This is a genomic window from Selenomonadales bacterium 4137-cl, from assembly GCA_032334055.1.
GTDB lineage: Bacteria > Bacillota > Negativicutes > Sporomusales > UBA7701 > Anaeroselena > Anaeroselena agilis.
The window spans coordinates 3,691,287-3,712,882 of record JAUOZS010000001.1; the positions used below are offsets into that span (position 1 = coordinate 3,691,287).

Here is a 21,596-nt window from a genome sequence, read left to right on the forward strand (position 1 = left end):
GTTTATTTGCCGATACAGAACTGCGTGAATATCTGGTCGATTATATCTTCGCCGATCGTTTCGCCGGTAATCTCACCGAGCTTTTCCCACGCCGCCCGCAGATCGACCACCACACAGTCGGGAGGCATGCCGGCGGCGATAGTGGCGAGCGCATCTGCCAACCGGTCGCGGGCCTGCTCGATAATACGGCTATGGCGGACGTTATTGACGAATGCCCCTTCCGGCTGGCTGACCCGGCCGCTGTACACCATCTCGACAATGGCCTGTTCAAGCTCTTCGACCCCGGTGCCTTCGAGAGCCGAAATTCTGATAACCGCCTTATCGTCCACCTCACGGTGGACCTCATCCAAATCAATCACCGCCGGCAGGTCGGTTTTGTTTACGATAACGATAGCCGGCCGGCCGGCCAGCAAACCCATTACCTCCCTGTCTTCGTGCGCCAATGGCGCCGAAGCGTCAAGCAGCAGCAGGATGAGATCGGCCTGGCAGATGGCTGCGCGGGCCCTGGTAACCCCGATGCGCTCTACGACATCGGCCGTTTCACGAATGCCGGCGGTATCGACGACCTTAATAGGAATTCCGCCGATGTTGACGAACTCCTCGATGATATCGCGGGTAGTGCCAGGTATCTCGGTAACGATCGCCCGCTTTTCGCCGAGCAGGGCGTTAAGCAAGCTGGATTTGCCGACATTTGGCTTGCCGATAATGACCGTTTGCAGTCCTTCGCGCAGGATGCGTCCGGTCTGAGCGGTTGCCAGCAGACGGTCAAGGTCGGCGATAAGCTTGTCCGCAGCCATTGAAACATCATGGGCCGCCAGTTCCTCGATATCATCCTCAGGAAAATCAATGGCAGCTTCGAGGTGGGCGACAAGCCTGAGTATCTCATTGCGGAAGGCTCGTATTTTGTCAGAAAAAGCGCCGGCCAGGTGCCCGACCGCCACACGCAGGGAGGCGTCGGTCTTGGCCCGGATAACATCGATAACCGCTTCGGCCTGGCTGAGGTCGAGACGGCCGTTTAAAAAAGCTCTTTTAGTGAATTCTCCCGGCTCAGCCAGCCGGGCTCCAGCGGCAAGGACAAGGCTGAGAATGCGACGCAGGGGCAGGGGTCCGCCGTGGCAGTGAATTTCGACCACATCTTCGCGGGTATAGGACCGAGGAGCGCGCATGACCAGCAGCAGCACCTCGTCAATCTCCTGGCCGCTAGCCGGCTCGACAATTCGCCCATAAGCGGCCCGGAACGACTGCTGCCCACTGACCGGAGCGCCACTGGCGGAGCGGAATATTCTGCCGGCAATGTCGATGGCGTCCGGTCCACTGAGACGGACGATGCCGATGCCGCCTTCGCCTACGGCGGTGGCTACGGCGGCGATGGTGTCTTCCTGGAACACCTTTTATCACCTGCTTTTGGCGGAAGATGAAACATCTCCATTGTTTCTCCCCGCGGGAAAATTATGCGGATCTGACACAGGCAAGATCGTTCGACGCCTGCATGCGACAAACCCAGTAATACTTCTATTACTGGGCTTGCTGAAACGAGCTATCTTTTCGGGGTGATTACTACTTTGCGGAACGGTTCTTCGCCTTCACTGAAGGTCGTTACCCGTTGGTCTGTCTGCAGGGCGGTATGGATTATCTTACGCTCGTGGGGGCTCATCGGCTCGAGAACCACCTTTTCGCCACGGAGCTTGGCCCGATCCGCCAGCCGTTGGGCCAGCCTAACCAGCGTTTCCTCGCGGCGCTTGCGGTAATCCTCCACATCGATGATAATCCTGACCCGCTCGTCGCTGTCCCGGTGGGCGGCGAGATTGGTAAGGTACTGGAGGGCATCAAGCGTCTGCCCGTGCTTACCGATCAAAATTCCGAGGTCTTCCCCCCTAAGGTTAAGGGTTACCTGCTCCTCGCCGGTAAGTTTCTCGATCTTGACGTTGAGCTTCATAGCGGTAAAAATGCTCTGCAGGAAGGTTTTCGCCACTTCGACGGAGTCGGCGGTCGCCTTACCAGCCGCGCTTACCAGCTCCTTCTTTTCCTGAGGCTCGGAAATGGCGGCGGGGGATTGGCCGGCGAGCAAATTCACCCGCACACGGGCGGGCTTGCCGCCAAGGAAACCAAACAAGCCTTTACTTGGTTCTTCCAATACTTCGTATTCAATTTGATCACGGCTTACACCGAGTTCAGCGATAGCGGCCTCGACGGCCTCGTCGACGGTTTTGCCCGTTTTCTCCACACTAGTCATAGGCTCAGCGCGCTCCTCCCTGCGCCGCAGCGGCCGGTCGATAAAGCCACCACTGCTGTACTATTTGCACTACATTGCTTACCACCCAGTACAACCCCAGGCCAGCAGGGAAGGTAATAGTAATATAACCGATGAACAGCGGCATGAACAACAGCATGATCTTGTTTTGCTGCGACTGGTCGGTAGTAGTTTGCTTGGTTGTAACATAAGTGGTCGCCGCAGCCAAGAACGGCAGTATGTAGTATGGATCACTGGGATTATCCTGCGCCAGATTAGCCAGCCAGAGGAATCCGGGGTTACTTACATAAGTATATCCCTTAATGGCAAAGAATATGGCGATGAAGAACGGCATCTGGATAAGCAGCGGCAGGCAGCCGGCGAGAGGGTTAACGCCAGCTTCCTTGTAAAGCGTTGCGACCTCGCGGTTCATCTTATCCTTGTTGTCCTTGTACTTTTCCTGCAGAGCTTTAAGCTTGGGGGCAATATCCTGCATCGCTTTCATCGACTTAACCTGTTTAACGGTCAACGGGTAGAGAATCATTTTAATAACTATGGTCAACAGGATGATGGCAATACCATAATTAGGCACGCCCATCTTTGCCGTAATATTGTAAAAAAAGGTCAATGCGGCTTTCATCAGCTCTACGAGATAATCAAATCCAGGCAATAAGCTCACTTCCTTTTATACGATGTGCAAACCTTATCAGCGAACGGGATCATAGCCGCTGTCACCAAATGGATGACAGCGCAGTATACGCTTTATTGCCATCTTCGTACCCATTAATGGTCCATATTTTTCGACCGCCTCGCGGGCGTATTCCGAGCAGGTGGGAACGAACCGGCAGGAAGGTGGCTTGAGAGGAGAGATTAATCTCTGATAAAAAACGATGAAATAGAGGAGTAAAGTTTTCGTACGTAACTCCTCCTTTACTCATACAAGGATTTTGGCCCGTTCGCAAAGATGCAACAAAGCGGCGGTTACGGTGGGTAGTGTCTCTTTGACCAATGCCTGGCGACCGACGATAATCAGATCAAACCCATGTTTAATTTGGTGCTGTTTAAGACGATAAGCCTCGCGCAGCAGTCTCTTAACTCGGTTGCGAACAACGGCGTTACCAAGACGCTTCCCTGCGGCAAAGCCCACCCGGCGTTCACTGCCGCGCTGAGGAAGAATATATAGCACCATTTGGCGATTGGCAAAAGATTTTCCGCTCCGGTAAACCGCCTGGAAGCTTTTGTTCCGGCGCAACCGGCCAGACTTCGGCAATTTATACATTTTCATCCCGCTAAATGGAAAAAATAGGCCACTCCCGGCGGCCTATGCGGACAGTTTCTTGCGGCCTCTTGCCCGTCTTTTTTTAAGGACAAGGCGGCCACCCTTGGTCTTCATGCGTTCGCGAAACCCATGGGTTCTCTTTTTCCACAAAGTATTCGGCTGGTAGGTCCGTTTCATTTATTTACACCTCCTTAGAACAAAGACGCAATAGCACCCCATGTTAAATATTGCATTTTTAACTACCTAAGATTATAGACCAGTCCCTCGCCCAGTGTCAAGAAATTTGCTGCTTCATCCTGTGGATAAAATTTACACTACCCCCATGTCGTTAAAACAAACTGTTGATAACTTGTCCGGGTTTTGCTAAGATAAAATAGAAAAACGTGGCTTAGCAGGTAAGTTACCGTCACTAAATTAACATAATCTATAAGCCCTCGCAACCGGTACGCGGCAAGGGTTTCTGCTTATTGCCAGTGTATTTTTTTTTCGTCTGAACCCTTGATTTTGGCTGGTTATTCACATGTGTTAATAATACTGTGGATAATTTATGTAGCGTTCCTTTAACTGTGGACATTGACGAAGAAAGGACGGTTACAATGGATACTGCTCATATGGCTGCGGTGTGGGAACAAGTCTTAAAAAGTATGGAAAAAGAGATTATCAAACCTATTTTCGATACTTGGATAAGGTCGACAATTCCCCTGTCGCTGACCGAAACGACAATGGAAATAGGCACCCCTAGCCAATTCATCAAAGACTGGATTGAAACCCGCTATACTTCTACTATCCAGAATACCGTACAACAAGTCTTGCAGAAGCCCATCGAAATCAGATTCGTCAATCTTGATCTCGAAAGCGAAAAAAGCCAGGACGGCCACCAGCAAAGCGATAAAAGCTTCAAACCGCTGATCGAAAACATATCTGTGGCCACTATATCGGAAAATGGAGCTGAAGAGTTACATACCAGAAGAACAACAAACGGCTCCGAAGAAATTCTTACCTCCCTTAATCCCAAATATACCTTCGAAACATTTGTCATCGGCAATTCCAACCGATTCGCTCATGCGGCCTCTTTGGCTGTCGCCGAGGTCCCGGCGAAGGTTTACAACCCGTTTTTTATTTATGGCGGCGTCGGCCTTGGAAAAACCCACCTGATGCATGCCATCGGCCATCGTATAAGACAGAATCACCAGCATCTCAAGGTTTTATACATTTCCAGCGAGAAATTCACCAACGAGCTTATCAACTCCATCCGCGACGGCAATCCCGAAAGCTTTCGTCAGAAGTACCGAAATATCGATGTCTTGCTTGTCGACGATATTCAGTTCCTTTCCAAGAAAGAGCATACCCAGGAAGAATTCTTTCATACGTTCAATACCTTGCATGAAGCAAATAAACAGATTATTATCTCCAGCGACCGACCTCCCCGGGAAATCCCCACTCTTGAAGACCGCCTGCGGTCGCGCTTTGAATGGGGCCTTATCACCGATATTCAACCTCCCGATCTGGAAACCAGGATCGCCATTCTCCGCAAAAAAGCAATCATCGAGGGGTTTACCATGCCCAACGATGTAATGGTTTTCATCGCAAGCCGCATTGACAACAACATCCGCGAACTGGAAGGCGCCCTCATCAGAGTCATTGCCTATGCTTCGCTGACGAACCAAAGTATCGATATGAATCTGGCTACCGAGGCTTTGAAGGATATTTTTCCCCATAGCCGACCGCGCCAGATAACAATGGAGCTTATCCAACAGATTGTTGCCGTTTATTTTAAAATCAAACAGGAAGACCTGCTCGCAAAGAAACGGACCCGTAATGTTACTTATCCCCGTCAGATTGCGATGTACTTGTGCCGCGAACTGACAGAAACGTCTTTACCCCGTATCGGAGAAATGTTCGGTGGCCGCGACCATACGACGGTTATTCACGCCCACGACAAAATTAGCCGCGAACGTAACGAGGACGCTAAACTCAACAATATTCTCAAGGAAATTACCAAACGGATTGAAAGTGCATAACTTTGTGCATAGCTTATGGATTGTATTATCAGCTTTTTGTTGATACTGTCTTAAAAGCAATTTAATACTGAATACTGTGTTTTACGAAGCGATTTTATCGACATGATATCAACAGCGCCGATGCTGTTTCGACAATATGCGCGCCGTATTATCAACATATTTACAGGCCCTAATACTATTACGGCTATTTTACTATCTTATGTTTTTTAAAGTTGTAATATACCAATGGGAGGTCAAAAAGATGAAAATTTTTTGCCCGAAAGATGATTTGCACCATGCAGTGCAGACGGTGCAAAAGGCGGTGGCAACCAAAACACCTCTCCCTATCCTGACAGGCATATATCTTTCAGCTCAGGACGACCAACTGCAACTGCAGGCTACCGATTACGAGGTCGGCATCAGCTGCACCATAAAGGCCTCCGTTGAAGAACCGGGCGCAATAGTTTTGTCAGGGCGGTATCTTCAGGAAATGGTGCGCCGTTTACCGGGCGATACAATCGAAATTTCGTCAAGCCAGGAAGACCGCACAATAAAAATAACGTCTCAGAATTCGCAATTTAATCTTTTAAGCCTGCCTGCGGAGGAATTTCCCGTACTGAAGCCGGTCAGCGGAGACAATTCCTTTACCGTTAAGGATGAAGTTCTCAGAGATCTCATTAAAAAAACCGTTTTTGCCAGTGCCACCGATGAAGCCCGGCCGATCTTCACTGGCGGCCTTATCGAGATCGACAATGACGAAATTCGTATGGTTGCCACTAATACCCACCGGTTGGCGCTTAAAAAAGCGAAGCTTGGCGGCGGCAGCGGAAACGCCAAGATGATAATTCCCGCGAAGATTCTCAACGAGCTAGCCAGACTATTGTCTGCGGAAGAGCCGCACGAAGTCTCCCTTTCATGGCAAAAGAATCAGGTGGGAATAGTTTTTGACGATGTATATATCAACTCCCGGTTGATCGAAGGACAATTCCCTGACTATAATAAAGTCATCCCCGCCGCGTTCGCGACTAAAGTACAGCTTAATACCGATCATTTTTTGGACGCAGTTGAACGCGTCTCACTTCTGGCCAGAGACGGGGAGTATAATGTCGTTAAGTTCTTTTTCAAAGATGGGGCTGTAGTTATATCCTCCAATAATCCCGATGTAGGCAAGGCTCGGGAAATCGTCGACGCGAAAACGGATGGAAACGAAGTGGAAATCGCGTTCAACGCCAAGTACGTTACTGATATCCTCAAAAATATCGACAGCGACGAGCTGATTTTTTCTCTGAATACGCCGCTCAGCCCCGCCGGCATAAAACCGGTCGGCGATGACAACTATACATACATAATCACTCCTGTACGAACGGGATGAGAGGAGAAAATTGTTGGAACAGATAGCCATTAATACCGCTACCATCCAGTTGGATCAGTTCCTTAAATGGGCCGGCATCGCGGAAAGCGGTGGGCAGGTTAAGGAAATGGTATCGGAAGGGCTGGTAACGGTTAACGGACTAACTGTCAGCGAACGGCGCAAAAAGTTGCAGCCGGGCGACGTTGTCGCCATAAAAGGCTGTGGGAGCTGGAAAGTCGCTGGTGCGTAAAGGTGGCAGCATGAGGGTAGACAGGCTAAGTTTGCGTAATTACCGAAATTATAAAACCCTAGATGTTAATTTTACCAATAACATAAATATTTTTGTCGGCGAGAACGCCCAAGGCAAGACTAACATACTCGAAGCAGTCTACCTCGGCGCGGTGGGACGATCTCACCGAACGGCCGAGGACGACGATCTGGTAAAATGGGACCAAGACAGCGCCAGCGTCGATCTTTTTTTTACCCGCCATAACGTTGAAAATAAACTGGGCTTTCGGCTAATAAAAGGTCGAAATAAAGAAATATTATTTAATGATTTCATAATCAAACCGCGCGAAGTAATTGGGTCTTTAAACGTCGTACTGTTCTCGCCTGAAGATTTGTGGCTGATAAAAGGGGCGCCGTCACTGAGGAGGAGGTTTCTCGATATAGAGATATCCCAGGCGTCGCCTTTATACTATCGTAACTTGCTGCAGTACAACCGAGCGGTAACTCAGCGCAATCATTTATTAAAAAAGGTGTTGAACCGAAACAAGTTGCCCGAGCTATTGCCTTCATGGGATGAACAACTGGCTAAGCTTGCGGCATTTATTGTGGATAAGCGATTGGAAGCGGTGAAAAAGCTGGGAATGCTCGCCAATCTGATGCACCGCCGTTTGACGGGAAGCAGAGAAAGCTTGTCGTTCGTATATCAGATGGCGGGAGGCGAAGACGATATTCCCGGTGATCTGTACCAATGGTATCGTGATAAACTGGCGGAACAGCGTGAGGTGGACATTGCTCGCGGCAGTACGTCAGTTGGACCTCACCGCGATGATATAATATTACGGGTCAATGCCCGGGAATTACGCAGTTTCGGGTCCCAAGGACAACAACGCACGGGAATACTCGCTCTTAAATTGGCCGAATTGGAGTTTCTTAAATCAGAAACTGGCGAATATCCTGTGCTGCTTCTGGACGACGTGATGAGCGAGCTTGATAGTCTGAGGAGAGAACAACTGCTTTCCTTCATACGCGATCGTGTTCAGACCTTTATAACGGCGACAGACGCTACTCTTTTTCCGGCCATGAGGGCAGGGAGATATTTCCGGGTTCAGGACGGGAAGATAACGGAGTGAGTGGAATGGATTCTCTGCGGGAAATCGTACCCCGGATGATGAAAAGCATAGGTCTGGATAAGAGATACAAAGCTGAAATGATAATTTTTAACTGGCGACAGATAGTGGGCGATGAGGTTGCCGCCAATACCAGACCAATAAAGATAGGCCGCGGCGTATTGACGCTGGCGGCTAAGAACGCTGTCTGGGCACACCATCTATCGACACTCAAGGAAGAAATAATTGTCAGGATCAACGCGTTTGCAGGGGAAAAAGCAGTTAACGATTTGAAGTTTCAGGCAGGATATTTGCGAATTGACCAGAATGAAGAAAATGGTGATGAAGGGTACGCCGCGCCAAAGTTGCGGGAAATTCCCTTGGAAAGCGGCGAAACGAAGAAAATAGAGGAGATTACGGCCCCCATGGCCGATGATCTTCTCCGCACTAAAGTGAAACGTTTGCTTGTCAAAGAATTTGCTTTTCGTAAGTTTCGACGGAAACAGAAGTGGCAGCCGTGCACGAAGTGCGGGATTCTTAGGCCGGACGGCGACGACCTGTGTGTTTCTTGTGCAACCGTCGCCAGAGCAGCCGGGCGCGAATGTGTCAGAAAACTTTTGAGGGATGCACCGTGGCTTGGCTATGACGAGTGCGTGCGTTATATCGCCTGCCGGCGCAGCGACTTCGCCGCCGCCAGGGATGAATTGGCCGATATACTGTTTGCGGTGGTAGGACGCGATGAAAACGATAAAGTCGCGTTACCGTTACTCACAATGCTTTATTATCGGGTTGGACCCCAAGATCTGACCGAGGAAATGATCGCCACCATGCTTGAAAAAGTCAGGAGGAAAGGCAATGTTTCTACATCTCGGCGCTGATACGGTGATTCCTCTCCGCGATGTAATCGCTATAACAGATATAAAGAATGTACGGTCAGGGATAAATGACGATTTTCTGCGGGTTATGAGGGAAGAGAATTTGATCGACGACATATCTGACGGAAATGCCAAAAGTTTTGTCGTGACCGACAAGAGAGTGTTTATGTCGGCGATTTCCGCCGCTACCCTCAAAAAAAGGGCTAGTTTTCTAGCTGAAGACGAAGAAAATTAGGCGATGGATGTATTTGTCAGAATAGGGCAGGAGGTTCTAAATGGCGGCAAATGACACAACTGTAAACGGCAATTATGGCGCTGAACAGATCCAGGTTCTGGAAGGTCTGGAGGCGGTGCGCCGCCGGCCGGGCATGTATATCGGCAGTACGTCTACCAAGGGTTTGCATCACCTCGTTTATGAGGTGGTCGACAATAGCATCGACGAAGCACTGGCCGGCTACTGCGACAGGGTAGAGGTTACAGTTCACAACGACAACAGCATCACCGTCGTCGACAACGGTCGCGGCATTCCTGTTGATATGCATGAATCAGGCCTGCCCGCAGTGGAACTCGTTCTTACGAAACTCCACGCCGGCGGCAAGTTCGGCGGCGAGGGATACAAGGTTTCCGGCGGCCTCCACGGCGTCGGTGTTTCAGTCGTTAATGCGCTTAGCGAAATTTTGGAAGTCCAGGTAAAACGGGACGGAAAAGTTTATCAAATTAAGTTCGCCCGCGGCTTGACGGTCACCAATCTCGAAGAGATCGGAACGACAAATGAGACTGGCACCAAGGTTCACTTTAAGCCGGACGCGGAAATATTCGAGGATACCGTCTTTCAGTTCGAGACGCTGGAGCATCGTTTGCGAGAATTGGCGTTTCTCAACCGCAATATATTCATCGGTCTCAGCGACGAAAGGAGCGGTGTCCGCAAAGAATTTCACTATGAGGGCGGCATCGTCTCGTTCGTCAAACACCTCAATAAGAGTAAGGACAGCCTCCACGAAGAGCCGATCTTCCTTTCCGGCACACGCGAGGATACTGTCGTTGAAATAGCCCTGCAATATAACGACGGCTATGTTGAAACGATTTTTTCTTATGTCAACAATATCAACACTCAGGAGGGCGGAACCCATCTTAGCGGGTTTAAGACGGCTCTCACCCGCGCCATCAACGATTATAGCCGCAAAAACAACCTTCTTAAGGAAAACGAAGATAATCTCAGCGGCGAAGACGTTCGTGAAGGGCTGACGGCGATCATTAGCCTAAAGGTGCGCGAGCCGCAGTTCGAGGGCCAGACCAAGACCAAGCTCGGCAACAGCGAAATACGCGGCATAGTCGATACAATCATGTTCGAAGGGTTAACAGTATTTTTCGAAGAAAACCCGGCTGTAACCCGGAAAATAGTCGAAAAATCAGTGATGGCATCGCGGGCCCGTGAGGCGGCCCGCAAGGCGCGCGAGCTTACAAGGCGCAAAAACGCTCTTGAGGTAAGCTCTCTGCCCGGTAAACTGGCCGACTGTTCGGCGAGAGATCCCGAACAGACTGAGATTTATCTTGTCGAGGGAGATTCGGCCGGCGGTTCGGCCAAACAGGGCCGCGACCGTCGCTTCCAGGCAATCCTGCCGCTGCGCGGTAAAATCCTTAATGTTGAAAAATCGCGTTTGGACAAAATCTTAAACAATGAAGAAATCCGGGCTATGATTACCGCCTTTGGATGCGGGATTTCCGACGATTTCGACATCGAAAAGGCCCGCTACGGAAAAATTATCATCATGACCGACGCGGATGTCGACGGCGCCCATATCCGTACACTTCTGCTCACCTTTTTCTACCGCTACATGCAGCCGCTCATTCTCGCCGGCAAAGTGTATATCGCTCAACCGCCGCTGTACCTTGTTAAAAAAGGCAAGGAACACTGGTATCTTTACAGCGATGAGGAACTTGAACGCCGTATGGCGGCCAGCGGCCGGGACGGCGTAACGGTACAGCGCTACAAAGGTCTTGGCGAAATGAATCCTGAGCAGCTATGGGAAACAACCATGAATCCCGAAGGGCGTACCATTCTACAGGTAACCCTTGAGGATGCCGTCGAAGCGGACGACATATTCTCAAAGCTCATGGGCGACAAAGTCGAGCCACGCCGCCAGTTTATCGAGGAGTACGCAAAAAAGGTCCAAAATCTCGATATTTAGTGTTGTTGCTGTCGGATTACCCATAAGCTGAAATTTGTCACCCATATATTGAAATAATCGTGAACCGGCAGGAAGTAAGGGAAACCTTACTCCTGCCGTTTTTATTGGATAGTTTGAAACGAGAGGCATTATAATTCATCTGTATAGGAAGGGTTACGATTTTAGCCTGCATCCGAAGAAGAATAAAGTATATGTTGAATCTTGCTAACAGGCCTAAAGCCCCGGTGAAACGGGGCTTTTTTGCGTGGCCTTGTTTTTATTTGTTCGAATAGACAGAAATTTTTTCGCTTGGAGAAGGATTTTTATCCTGGGTGTATAATATATAAAATCATATACGATATGATATATTATTTTTCAATAGAGGCTTTTATAATATGGCGAGGTACGTATGATTCAATCAGTAAACAGGGCGATCAAAATTCTTGATTTTGTTTCCACAAACCACATGGCCCGTCTGGTTGATATAAGCAGGGGGTTAGGGCTGAACAAGAGCACCGTTCACGGCATAGTTGCGACTCTCGAAGAGATGGGATGCCTGCGTCAGGACCAGAGCACCGGTCGGTATGAACTGGGGCTGAAGTTGTTTGAGCTGGGGCAGTCTGTGATGGCAAACATGGATATTAGGGCGGTTGCAATGCCGTATTTGCTGGAACTATCGAGGAAATACGAGGAGACGGTGCACCTCGCGGTTCTATCCGGCGACGAGGTAATCTACATAGATAAGGTCGACAGCCCACGTTCCATCCGGATCTTCAGTATGATCGGCGGACGAAACCCCGCTTATTGTACTGGAGTCGGCAAGATTCTGCTCGCCGGCCTCACGGACGAAAAATTGAGCCGGGTGCTTGAGGGGATAAGATTTAGAGCGATTACGCCTAATACCATAACCGATGCAAACTCGTTTGTGGAGCATATTCGCAATATACGCCGGGATGGCTATGCTACCGATAACGGAGAGATCGAAGAGGGGCTTTCTTGTTTTGCCGCCCCGATCCGCAATCATCTTGGTTCCGTTACAGCCGCCATCAGCCTGTCGGGACCGACACAGCGGCTGATCAACGATAATTCAGCCAAGCTCATCGAAGACGTCGTAGATTGTGCCCAGACTGTTTCAATACAACTCGGCTTCGCGCCTGCTCTTGCTGGAGATAATAGTTTTTTTCTAAAATAACAGAATGGCGTTCGATAATATAAAACATCGCCTCTGTAAGAAGGAAAACCGCTACTCGGGTCTGGGGATATTACGGAACAGGGTTTGATAATAACGTACACTTGAATCCGGGCGGTAAACTCGGCGTCAATTACGCCCACATACTTTAAGGAGGGGTAGCATGAAACTCATTTCGGTGAAACCCGTCGTCGATACGGAAAAATGTATCGGCTGCGGCATATGCACCAAAGTATGTCCGTCGCTAGCCATAAAGGTAACGGACAAAAAAGCGGCAGTCAGGCTGGAGGACTGCCGAGGCTGCGGCGCCTGCAACCAGCGGTGCCCCGTTTTCGCCATCGCCATGGAGAAGCTGGAGCAGCCTTACACGGTATCTGTAGATATCAGCGATCTGCCTTATGAAAAAATAACCGATCTGTGCGTTAAGGCCAAGCTCAACCCCGAGCAGATCATCTGCTATTGTACTGCCACGCGGGCGGAAGAGGTAGCCGGCGCCATAATCAAGGGGGCGAAAAGCCCGGAGGAGATTTCCCGCCAGACCGGGATTCGGATGGGCTGCAAGGTCGAATGTATTCAACCGGTTCTGCGCCTCCTACAGGCGGCCGGCATCACTCCCGAAAAACCGCCGGGCTGGCAGTGGTATGGTCTGACGCCCACCGTGTTCGATATTTCCGAGGATATCAAGAGGAAGTACAACAGCCGTGGCTTCTACTTCGAGGAAGACATCAAACTGTTCGACGAAGTGGTAAAAGCCAAAAAGGAAAGGGGGAATTCCTGATGAAACGCCCGGCTATCACCCCGATGGCGCCGCGCGCGTCCCAGTATGGAATTGCCCCGGAGCTTGTGACCAAACGCATGGCCGAATACCCGGAAATGACCTCCCTCCTTGTTAAAGACCTGTTCGCCGATACGCCGGCGGTCATATATCCCGGAGACGGCGGCATCGGCGCGGTGCGGAAAGCGGCCGAAGCGGCGCTGGCCAAAGTCGACATGTCGATGATCAAGCGCGGACACTCGGTAAACGTCCTGGCCTCCCATCATGGCTTCACCCTTCTTGGCGGCGAACCGTACGCCGAACTGCTACGGGCGGTGCGCGACGTTATCGCCGTACGCACCGGTACGCAGGATATCCGCCTCAGGGCCGGGGTTGGGTTGCGCTTTAGGGAAACTGAGGAATATATCAAACGCTACAAGCTTGACGAGCATTTCAAGGGAAAAGCTCGCGGCATCGCCCCCATTGACGAGGGACTGGCCATCCAGACCGAGATCGGAACTCTCTACGGCCTTAAGGCGGTCTATGACGCCGATTGGATTGTCCACGTCCACAACAGCGACGTGCGCGAGGTCCACTTCCACCGCCAGGTTGACCGGGCCGTTAAGCCCTTCGGTATGAGTTACGCCCGCATCGAGACCCGATCCACCTACCACTGGAACATGGGCCCGCGGGGCGCCAACTTCACTGCCCGGGCCATCTTCGAATCCGATTTGGTTAAGAGCAAATTCGCCTTCGCCTCTTTCCTCAACATGTCACCGAGCGGTGTCGTGGGCGTGAGCGCCGAGAACGACTTATACGTTCTTAACGACCAACTGACTGTCGAAGGGTTGAAATACTACGGTAAGATCATGACCCTACTGGGAGAAATTGACGAATGCATCGTCGGCCTGGACTTTCCCTGTCCGGTGCCCTACGTTTTCGCCGCTGGCGTCATATACGCCAATTTCGCCGGCGCCAACGAAGACCTCTTCGATCTCGACAGGCCGCTGCCGCCGTACACCTGGTATACCGAAGCTTTCTACGGCAAGGACGGCAAACCGCTCGTCGACGGCGTCATCCCTATGAATCCGGCTATCAGGATGGTCGTCCACAACTATGCCTGGGGCGGCTATCCCAGCGCGTTCTTCTCCGAGCACATTCCCACCGTAGTGGTGGGGCAGGCCCAGGCTGACCTTCTGAACACCGACCCCCAGAATCTCCAGTACATGAAGCACTCGGTCGTTGCCGAACACCTCGACGGCGCGATGCATTTCGCCTATAAGACTGCCAAGACCGACAAAGTCATCATTTTCGACGGCGCCATGGGCGGCATCAACGTCTCGGGCAGTCTCGCCGACCTACTGATCGCCAGAGCGCCGGCAGTATCGGTGAAGGTGGACGAGGAACTCATGCCCAAGTGGCTGAGGCAGAGGGGCGTAATCAGGTTCTGATCCGCACACGACAGGACTAGGAGGCAGCAAAATGCAACCAGCGGCCCAGACGCAACAGGATATCCGCGACATAATCTTCGCCTCAATAAGCCACCGGCCGTACAACGCATATATCGCCACCGAGCGCGCCGGCGTCGTCACCGGCACGGCGCAGCTCGCGGACCAGCTCGCCGTCCTCGGGGTCTCCGTGGAGATGATGATTGTCGACGGCGCGGAAGTGTCTGCCGGCGCGCCGGTCGCCAAGATCACCGGCACCCCCAAACAGTTGGCCATGGCCGAGGAAGTAGCCATCGGCCTGCTGGCCAAAACCTCCGGCATCGCCACCGCCGCCCGGCGGGCTGTCGAACTCGCCGGACCGGAGCTCAAGATCGTCTGCGGAGCATGGAAAAAGATGCCACCGGAAATAAAGCGGTGTGTAAGGGATGCGGTCGTGGCCGGAGGGGCGTCCTTCCGCATCACCGATAGACCCTTCCTGTACCTTGACAAAAACTTTGTGCACATGCTCGGCGGGGTGGAAACGACTATGGCCACGGTAGCGGCGATGGATGATAAAATCAAATGCATTCAGATAAAAGGACGCTCGGCACCTATCGCCACCGAAGCCCTCATTGCCGCCCGCGGCGGCGCCGACATCCTCATGATCGACACCGGTAATCTATCCGACGTGGCGTCAGTCAACAGCGTCCTCCGTGCTGCCGGCCTGAGGGACAAAGTCAAAATAGCTTTCGCCCAGGGTATCCGCCTGGAGGATATCCCGGCCCTCCAGGACAAAGGCATCGACATTCTCGATATCGGCGTGAGCATCATTGACGCTCCGCTTCTCGATATGAGGCTTGATGTCCGGGAGGTGGTCGCACCGTGCAACTGAATCTCCTCGAGAAAACCGAGCTCAAGATTTACGGGCTGGAGCTTAAAGCCGCTAATCTCACGGTCGTCGCGGCCGCCGTCGCCAAAGTGCTGGCCATCCCCTCCGGCAAGGTGCTGGTGGTCGACGTCCGCGACGACCATATCTGTCTTGACCTACTGGCCAAAACCATCGACATCAGGCAAATTGCTGGCAAGGAGAAGGCTATTTTGGCCGCAGTCGGCAAGGTGAACGGTGTTGAAATTACCCCTGGGGCCTATGTCGATTCCGCCGGCATTCTTGGTCTCATCGGCGGCTCAGAGGAAGAAGCAGCCGGGATCGTCGCCCGCGCGGAGGCCATGGGCAGCGAGATCGAGCGGGCCGTCCTCGGGCGGGCAATCATCTTCGCCACCGGCTTTGAGGTTGCTAAAGGGATGATCGAAGACACCAACAGCCCTTATCTCATCGGAGTGCTTGTCGAACAGGGCTACCGGGCCGAGTTTGGCGGCATACTCGAAGATAATGCCGAAATTATCGCCCACCGGCTGCGGGATGCGGCCGACCGCGGCTTCGGACTGGTAATCACTACCGGCGGCGTGGGTGCCGAGGATAAGGACTTCAGTATCGAGGCGCTGACTAAAGTCGACCCTGCAGCGGTTACGCCGTGGATAGTCAAATTTCAGGCCGGCACGGGGCGGCACGTCAAGGACGGCGTGCGCATCGGCGTCGGCGGCTGCGGGCCGACAACCTTTGTAAGCTTGCCCGGGCCCAACGACGAAGTTGTAGTCGCCGGTGCCGCCCTACGCCGTCACTGTATGGCCGGACCTGTCGACAGGCAGTCCCTAGCCGCCGACATCGCCGCCATCCTGCGGGAGAAACTCCGCCACAAGAAGTGGCATCACTAGAGAACGGAGGAACAGCATGGACGACAAAATCATTCTCCAGCTTGCCCGGGAACTTTACGGGGCCGAAACCGGCCACGCCCCTATCGAAGCGCTGACCGCCCGTCACCCTGGCATAACCAACGAAGAAGCCTACCAGGTGCAACTTGCGGGCATGAACCTCAGGCTTGCCGACGGGCACACCATCGTCGGCAAAAAAATCGGCCTTACCAGCAAGGCGATGCAGACCGCTCTCGGAGTTTTCGAGCCCGACTACGGCTACATCACCGACCGGATGATGGTTTTTGAGGGCGAGCCGCTCTCTTTGAGTGAACTGATCGCCCCTAAGATCGAAGCAGAGGTGGCCTTCGTCCTCAAAGAGGACCTCGCCGGCCCCGGCGTGACGGTCACAAAGGTGCTGCAGGCCACCGCCGGGCTTATGCCGGCTTTGGAGATAATTGACACCCGTATCAAGGACTGGAAGATTAAAATTCAGGACACCATCGCCGACGGCGCGTCCATCGGCAAAGTAATCGTCAGCGGCCGCCTCATCCCGGCCGACGAATTCGATCTGCGCTACATGGGCCTGGTATTGGAGAAAAACGGCGAAACAGTCGCCACCGCCGCCGGCGCAGCCGTACTTGGCCATCCCGCCAACGCCGTCGCCTGGCTGGCCAATAAGCTGGCTGACTACGGCATCTCCCTTAAGGCCGGGGAAATAATCATGTCGGGTTCGCTAACCGCGGCCTGCCCGGTAGCTGCAGGAGACAACATCAGTGCCGCTTTCGACCGTCTGGGTACGGTGGGGGCGCGGTTTGTCAAATAAGTTGCGGAGGTGCACGAAGTGGACGGAAAACTACGCGCGGCAATAATCGGACCAGGAAACATCGGGATAGACCTGATGATGAAGATATTCCGCAGCCGAAATATAGAGCTTGCGCTCATGGCGGGAATTATCCCCGATACGCCGGGCATGAAAATGGCCGCAGAACGGGGTATCGCCGTCACTGCGGACGGCATCGACGGCGTACTAGATGTTCACGCCGCCAAAAAAATCGACATCGCTTTCGACGCCACCGGGGCGCGCCCCCATCTCGTCCATGCCCCCAAGCTGAAGGAAGCCGGCATCTTCGCCGTCGACCTGACGCCGGCCGCGGTCGGCCCGTACGTTGTGCCGGCGGTGGGCATGGACACCGAGCTGCTTTCCGAACCGAACGTAAACATGGTCACCTGCGGCGGTCAGGCGACAGTGCCGATCGTCTACGCCATCAACCAGGCCGCCCCGGTCGAATATGCCGAGATCGTATCGACCATCAGCAGCCGCAGCGCCGGTCCCGGCACCAGGCAGAACATCGACGAATTCACTCAGACGACCCGCAACGCCCTCGTCAAAGTGGGCGGCGCCGGAGCCGCCAAAGCCATTATTATCTTAAATCCGGCCGAGCCGCCGATCATGATGCGCAACACCATTTACGCCAAGTGCGACTCGACGCGCATCGAAGCTATCAAGAAATCGGTCGAGGAAATGGTGTGTAAACTCCGGCAGTACGTGCCGGGCTACCGGCTCAAAGTCGCTCCCTACGCCGACGGAGAGCGGGTGGTGTCGATGATCGAAGTGGAAGGCGCCGGCGATTACCTGCCTAAATATTCGGGCAACCTCGACATCATCACCTCGGCGGCGGTGGCAGTGGCTGAGCGGTACGCCGATCTGAAGAGGGGAGGGGCAAGATGATGAAAAAGATCAGGATAATCGATGCAACCCTGCGCGACGGCATGCACGCCGTCAGCCACCAGCTCACCCCCGAACAGATGGCGCAGATAGCCACCGGACTTGACGCCGCCGGGGTGGGCACCATCGAAGTCGGCCACGGCGACGGCCTGGGCGGCTCGTCCATGCAGTACGGCTTCGCCCGCGCCAGCGATAAGGCATACCTGGCGGCAGTCGCCAGCGCCATAAAAAACACCAGGCTCGATGTGCTGCTCATCCCCGGCATCGGTACAATCGAACACCTCGAAGAAGCGATGGAATACGGCGTGCGCACGGTAAGGGTCGCCACTCACGTCACAGAGGCCGACGTTGGCGAGCAGCATATCGGTTTCGCCAAGAAACATGGTCTCGAAGCGGTCGGATTTCTGATGATGGCCCACATGGCGCCGCCCGGGAAAGTGGCGGAGCAGGCCAAACTGTTCGAAAGCTATGGCGCCGACATGATCTATGTCACCGATTCCGCAGGCGCCATGGTGCCTGCCGATGTTGCCGCGCGCATCCGCGCAGTCAGGGAGGCGGTCAAGCTGCCGATTGGTTTTCACGGTCACAATAACCTCGGCCTGGCGATCGGCAATACCCTGGCCGCGATTGAGGCCGGGGCCGAATCAGTCGACGCCTGCCTGCGCGGTCTCGGAGCAGGGGCGGGCAACGCCCAACTAGAAGTGCTGGTGGCGGTGCTCAACAAGATGGGCGTGGAAACTGGTATCGATCTTTACAAAGCCATGGATATCGGTGAAGTGCTCGACGGGATCATGCATCGCCCGCAGATCATCTCGAACGAGGCCCTGGCCATCGGCTACGCCGGTGCCTACGGCAGCTTTATGCTTCACGCCCGGCGGGCCGCCGAGAAGTTCGGTGTCGACGCCCGCGATATTCTTATCGAGATGGGACGACGCAAAACAGTCGGCGGGCAGGAAGACCTTATTCTTGATGTCGCCATCGACCTGGCAAAAGCTAAACAGGCATAACGAACCGGAGGCGAGGACATGACGGCGGTTTACCGGCGGCGAATTGGGCAAGCCCAGCAGATGATGGCCGAACAGGGCCTGGATATCCTCTTCGTCAATAACCGCGAAAACCTCATCTATTTTACCGGCCTCACCCAGATCGAGTGCCTGGCCATCCTCATCCCTCGCGAGGGCGAAGCCTGCGCCGTAACCCTCTGGCTGGACGCCGACTACGTCAGCCGGCAATCAGGCTTGACCGCATATGGATATCATTTCCCGCGCGAGACGCTGGCCGCGAAGTGCATAGAGTGCATGCGGGCCTACGGCTTCAGCGCCCCCCGCGTCGGTTTCGAGCGCTATTTCGTCGCCTTCGGCGTCTTCGACGCCCTGCGCCAGGCTTTTTCCCCGGATAACTTCGTCAATGCCGGCGACCTCTTTTACAAGCTGCGTGCCGTGAAGGATGCGGAAGAACTTGCCCGCATGCGTAAGGCGGGCCGGATCGTCGCCGCCGGCATGGCTGCCGCCGTCCGGGCGGTGAGGCCGGGCGCCCGCGAAAACGAGGTGCTCGCCGAAGCCGAATACGCTATGCTCAAGGCCGGCTCGGACGGCTCGCCCTTCAGGCCGCAGGTGGTTTCCGGCGAACGGACCCTGCTCACCCATCCCTGCGCGTCAGACAAGGCGATAGGCGTCGGCGAAATCGTCGTCATCCACCTGGGAGCCGCCTGCCGTGGGTATACGGCAAAGGTGTGCCGCACGGTGGCGGTGGGCGACGTACCGGCCGGCAGGGTGGCGGTGTACGACCTTCTGCTAAGGGCTCAGGAAGCGGCCATCGATGCGCTGCGGCCGGGAGTCGCCGCCGGCGACGTCGACGGCGCGGCGCGGCGAATTGTCGCGGAAGCGGGGTGGGAGAAGCATTATCTCGACTACGCCGGCTACGGCGTCGGCCTCAGGCAATCGGAATTTTACCCTGTCATCGGCAAGGGGCGGACGGAGACGATCGAAGCGGGCATGGTCGTCGACCTGCTGCTGCCGACCGTCTACATACCCGAGATTGGCGGTCCCCGCGTGACCGACTGCATCTATGTCGGCGAGCGGGCCAATGAGATTCTTACCGACTATCCGCGGCAGCTTATCAGGATGTAAGGACAATATCAGCGTAAGGAGGGGAGAATTCATGAGTATCAAGTCGCTACGCGACTGGCTCGACGTGCTGAAAGGCGACGGGTTGATCAAAACGGTCAGCCGCGAGGTAAACTTAAAGTATGAGATTGCCGGCCTCGGGAAGAAGGCCGACGGCAAGTACGCGCTGTTGTTCAACAACGTCGCCGGCGCCGGCATCCCTGTCGTCACCGGCCTGGCAGGCACCCGCGCCATGTTTGCCAAAGCGGTGGGCGTGCCGACGGAAAAGTTGGTCGAAGCTGTTTCCGCTGCCCAGGCCTCGCCCTGCGACTTCGCGATTATCGACAAAAGCCAGGCGCCGGTCAAAGAAGTCGTCGAACTGTCCGTCGATCTCGGCAAGCTACCCATCCCGGTCCACCACGAAAAAGACGGCGGTCCTTACATCACCGCCGGTGTATTGATATCCAAGGACCCGGAGACCGGGGCGGGTAATCTTTCTATCCACCGTCTTCACGTTCTCGGCCCCAATCGTCTCGGCATACTTATCCTGCCCCGGCACCTGTCTCACTTCTATCGCAAGGCGGAAGCCCAGGGCAAGCCGCTGGACGTGGCTATTGCCATCGGGGTTGACCCCATCCTCCTGCTGGCCTCGCAGGCCATCGCTCCGCTCGGTTTCGACGAATATACCATCGCCAGCGCTCTATACGACCGGCCGCTCGAACTTGTCCCTGGAGAGACCGTGGACCTGGCAGTCCCAGCCCATGCCGAGATCGTTCTCGAAGGGCGCTTGCTGCCGGACGTCCGTGAAATCGAGGGCCCGTTTGGCGAATATCCCAAGTATTACGGTCCGGCCTCACCCAAGCCGGTCATCGAGCTTACCGCCATTACCACCCGACGCAATCCCATATTCCACACCATCGTACCGGCGACCATGGAGCACATGCTGCTGGGCGCCATCCCCCGTGAGGGCGGCATGCTGCAGGTGATCAAAGGAGCCGTGCCCAACGCATTGGCCGTTCATCTTACCCCCGGCGGCACCTGTCGCTACCATGCGGTCATCGCTATCGACAAACAGAACGAGGGCGAAGCGAAAAACGCCATGTTTGCCGCCTTCGCCAGCAGCCAGGAAGTCAAGCGCGTCGTTGTCGTCGACAAGGATGTCGACATCTTCGATCCCGTCGACGTCGAGTGGGCGATTGCCACCCGCTTCCAGGCCGGTCGCGATCTTGTCGTCGTTTCGGACGCCCTCGGCAACAAGCTTGACCCGTCCAGCAACGACGGTCTCAGTGATAAGCTGGGCATCGACGCCACCGTTCCCTGCGGCTCCGACCCCTTTCGGTTCGAGAAAATCCGCATTCCCGGGGAAAAAGACCTCAACCTTGACGCCTATATTGACAAGCCGTAAA

Annotated in this window: 22 protein-coding genes and 1 pseudogene; 17 read left to right on the plus strand and 6 right to left on the minus strand. The window is 54.2% G+C overall.

Features of this window, described 5'->3' with window-relative positions; translation table 11 throughout:
* Positions 1-2: 2 nt before the first annotated feature.
* From mnmE to rpmH, 6 genes and pseudogenes are all read right to left on the minus strand, one after another.
* Positions 3-1,388 carry a tRNA uridine-5-carboxymethylaminomethyl(34) synthesis GTPase MnmE gene (gene mnmE, locus Q4T40_19150; protein ID MDT8903353.1) on the minus strand — a complete coding sequence of 462 codons (1,386 nt, stop codon included), beginning with the start codon at positions 1,386-1,388 and terminating at the stop codon, positions 3-5.
* 149 nt (positions 1,389-1,537) lie between these two features.
* Positions 1,538-2,233 carry an RNA-binding cell elongation regulator Jag/EloR gene (jag, locus tag Q4T40_19155; GenBank protein ID MDT8903354.1) on the minus strand — a complete coding sequence of 232 codons (696 nt, stop codon included), beginning with the start codon at positions 2,231-2,233 and terminating at the stop codon, positions 1,538-1,540.
* A 4-nt stretch (positions 2,234-2,237) separates the two neighbouring features.
* Positions 2,238-2,870: a YidC/Oxa1 family membrane protein insertase gene (locus tag Q4T40_19160; protein MDT8903355.1), complete on the minus strand. Its 633-nt coding sequence runs from the start codon at positions 2,868-2,870 to the stop codon at positions 2,238-2,240.
* 66 nt (positions 2,871-2,936) lie between these two features.
* A pseudogene (gene yidD, locus Q4T40_19165) lies at positions 2,937-3,131 on the minus strand (membrane protein insertion efficiency factor YidD).
* Between the two features lie 33 nt (positions 3,132-3,164).
* On the minus strand, positions 3,165-3,509 hold the full coding sequence (rnpA, locus tag Q4T40_19170) for a ribonuclease P protein component (GenBank protein MDT8903356.1): 345 nt from the start codon (positions 3,507-3,509) through the stop codon (positions 3,165-3,167).
* 42 nt (positions 3,510-3,551) lie between these two features.
* Entirely contained in the window at positions 3,552-3,686 is a 135-nt protein-coding gene (rpmH, locus tag Q4T40_19175; protein MDT8903357.1) for a 50S ribosomal protein L34, read from the minus strand.
* A 419-nt stretch (positions 3,687-4,105) separates the two neighbouring features.
* Between rpmH and dnaA the strand changes: the two genes are divergently transcribed.
* The 17 genes from dnaA to Q4T40_19260 all read left to right on the plus strand — a co-directional run bounded on the left by dnaA (position 4,106) and on the right by Q4T40_19260 (position 21,595).
* Positions 4,106-5,530 carry a chromosomal replication initiator protein DnaA gene (dnaA, locus tag Q4T40_19180; protein MDT8903358.1) on the plus strand — a complete coding sequence of 475 codons (1,425 nt, stop codon included), beginning with the start codon at positions 4,106-4,108 and terminating at the stop codon, positions 5,528-5,530.
* Between the two features lie 241 nt (positions 5,531-5,771).
* The gene (gene dnaN / locus Q4T40_19185; protein ID MDT8903359.1) at positions 5,772-6,881 is read left to right on the plus strand and encodes a DNA polymerase III subunit beta; all 1,110 of its coding nucleotides are present in this window, start codon (positions 5,772-5,774) and stop codon (positions 6,879-6,881) included.
* 13 nt (positions 6,882-6,894) lie between these two features.
* On the plus strand, positions 6,895-7,110 hold the full coding sequence (locus Q4T40_19190) for an RNA-binding S4 domain-containing protein (protein MDT8903360.1): 216 nt from the start codon (positions 6,895-6,897) through the stop codon (positions 7,108-7,110).
* Between the two features lie 10 nt (positions 7,111-7,120).
* On the plus strand, positions 7,121-8,218 hold the full coding sequence (gene recF, locus Q4T40_19195) for a DNA replication/repair protein RecF (protein ID MDT8903361.1): 1,098 nt from the start codon (positions 7,121-7,123) through the stop codon (positions 8,216-8,218).
* Between the two features lie 5 nt (positions 8,219-8,223).
* Positions 8,224-9,072 carry a DUF721 domain-containing protein gene (locus Q4T40_19200; GenBank protein ID MDT8903362.1) on the plus strand — a complete coding sequence of 283 codons (849 nt, stop codon included), beginning with the start codon at positions 8,224-8,226 and terminating at the stop codon, positions 9,070-9,072.
* Complete coding sequence (locus Q4T40_19205) at positions 9,050-9,304, plus strand: DUF370 domain-containing protein (protein MDT8903363.1); 255 nt, start codon at positions 9,050-9,052, stop codon at positions 9,302-9,304. The genes Q4T40_19200 and Q4T40_19205 overlap by 23 nt, the downstream gene beginning before the upstream one ends.
* A gap of 40 nt (positions 9,305-9,344) precedes the next feature.
* Positions 9,345-11,258 carry a DNA topoisomerase (ATP-hydrolyzing) subunit B gene (gyrB, locus tag Q4T40_19210; protein MDT8903364.1) on the plus strand — a complete coding sequence of 638 codons (1,914 nt, stop codon included), beginning with the start codon at positions 9,345-9,347 and terminating at the stop codon, positions 11,256-11,258.
* A gap of 388 nt (positions 11,259-11,646) precedes the next feature.
* Positions 11,647-12,429: an IclR family transcriptional regulator gene (locus Q4T40_19215; protein MDT8903365.1), complete on the plus strand. Its 783-nt coding sequence runs from the start codon at positions 11,647-11,649 to the stop codon at positions 12,427-12,429.
* Positions 12,430-12,589: 160 nt separating this feature from the next.
* On the plus strand, positions 12,590-13,204 hold the full coding sequence (locus tag Q4T40_19220) for a 4Fe-4S binding protein (protein MDT8903366.1): 615 nt from the start codon (positions 12,590-12,592) through the stop codon (positions 13,202-13,204).
* Complete coding sequence (locus Q4T40_19225; protein ID MDT8903367.1) at positions 13,204-14,631, plus strand: hypothetical protein; 1,428 nt, start codon at positions 13,204-13,206, stop codon at positions 14,629-14,631. Before Q4T40_19220 ends, Q4T40_19225 begins: the two co-directional genes overlap by 1 nt.
* A gap of 31 nt (positions 14,632-14,662) precedes the next feature.
* On the plus strand, positions 14,663-15,499 hold the full coding sequence (locus Q4T40_19230) for a hypothetical protein (GenBank protein MDT8903368.1): 837 nt from the start codon (positions 14,663-14,665) through the stop codon (positions 15,497-15,499).
* The gene (locus tag Q4T40_19235) at positions 15,490-16,380 is read left to right on the plus strand and encodes a molybdopterin-binding protein (GenBank protein MDT8903369.1); all 891 of its coding nucleotides are present in this window, start codon (positions 15,490-15,492) and stop codon (positions 16,378-16,380) included. The genes Q4T40_19230 and Q4T40_19235 overlap by 10 nt, the downstream gene beginning before the upstream one ends.
* A gap of 16 nt (positions 16,381-16,396) precedes the next feature.
* Entirely contained in the window at positions 16,397-17,182 is a 786-nt protein-coding gene (locus Q4T40_19240; protein MDT8903370.1) for a fumarylacetoacetate hydrolase family protein, read from the plus strand.
* Between the two features lie 18 nt (positions 17,183-17,200).
* Positions 17,201-18,088 carry an acetaldehyde dehydrogenase (acetylating) gene (locus Q4T40_19245; GenBank protein MDT8903371.1) on the plus strand — a complete coding sequence of 296 codons (888 nt, stop codon included), beginning with the start codon at positions 17,201-17,203 and terminating at the stop codon, positions 18,086-18,088.
* Positions 18,085-19,092 carry a 4-hydroxy-2-oxovalerate aldolase gene (dmpG, locus tag Q4T40_19250; protein MDT8903372.1) on the plus strand — a complete coding sequence of 336 codons (1,008 nt, stop codon included), beginning with the start codon at positions 18,085-18,087 and terminating at the stop codon, positions 19,090-19,092. The genes Q4T40_19245 and dmpG overlap by 4 nt, the downstream gene beginning before the upstream one ends.
* Positions 19,093-19,110: 18 nt before the next feature.
* Entirely contained in the window at positions 19,111-20,214 is a 1,104-nt protein-coding gene (locus tag Q4T40_19255) for a Xaa-Pro peptidase family protein (GenBank protein ID MDT8903373.1), read from the plus strand.
* Positions 20,215-20,245: 31 nt separating this feature from the next.
* Complete coding sequence (locus tag Q4T40_19260) at positions 20,246-21,595, plus strand: UbiD family decarboxylase (protein ID MDT8903374.1); 1,350 nt, start codon at positions 20,246-20,248, stop codon at positions 21,593-21,595.
* The last annotated feature ends 1 nt before the right edge of the window (position 21,596 follow it).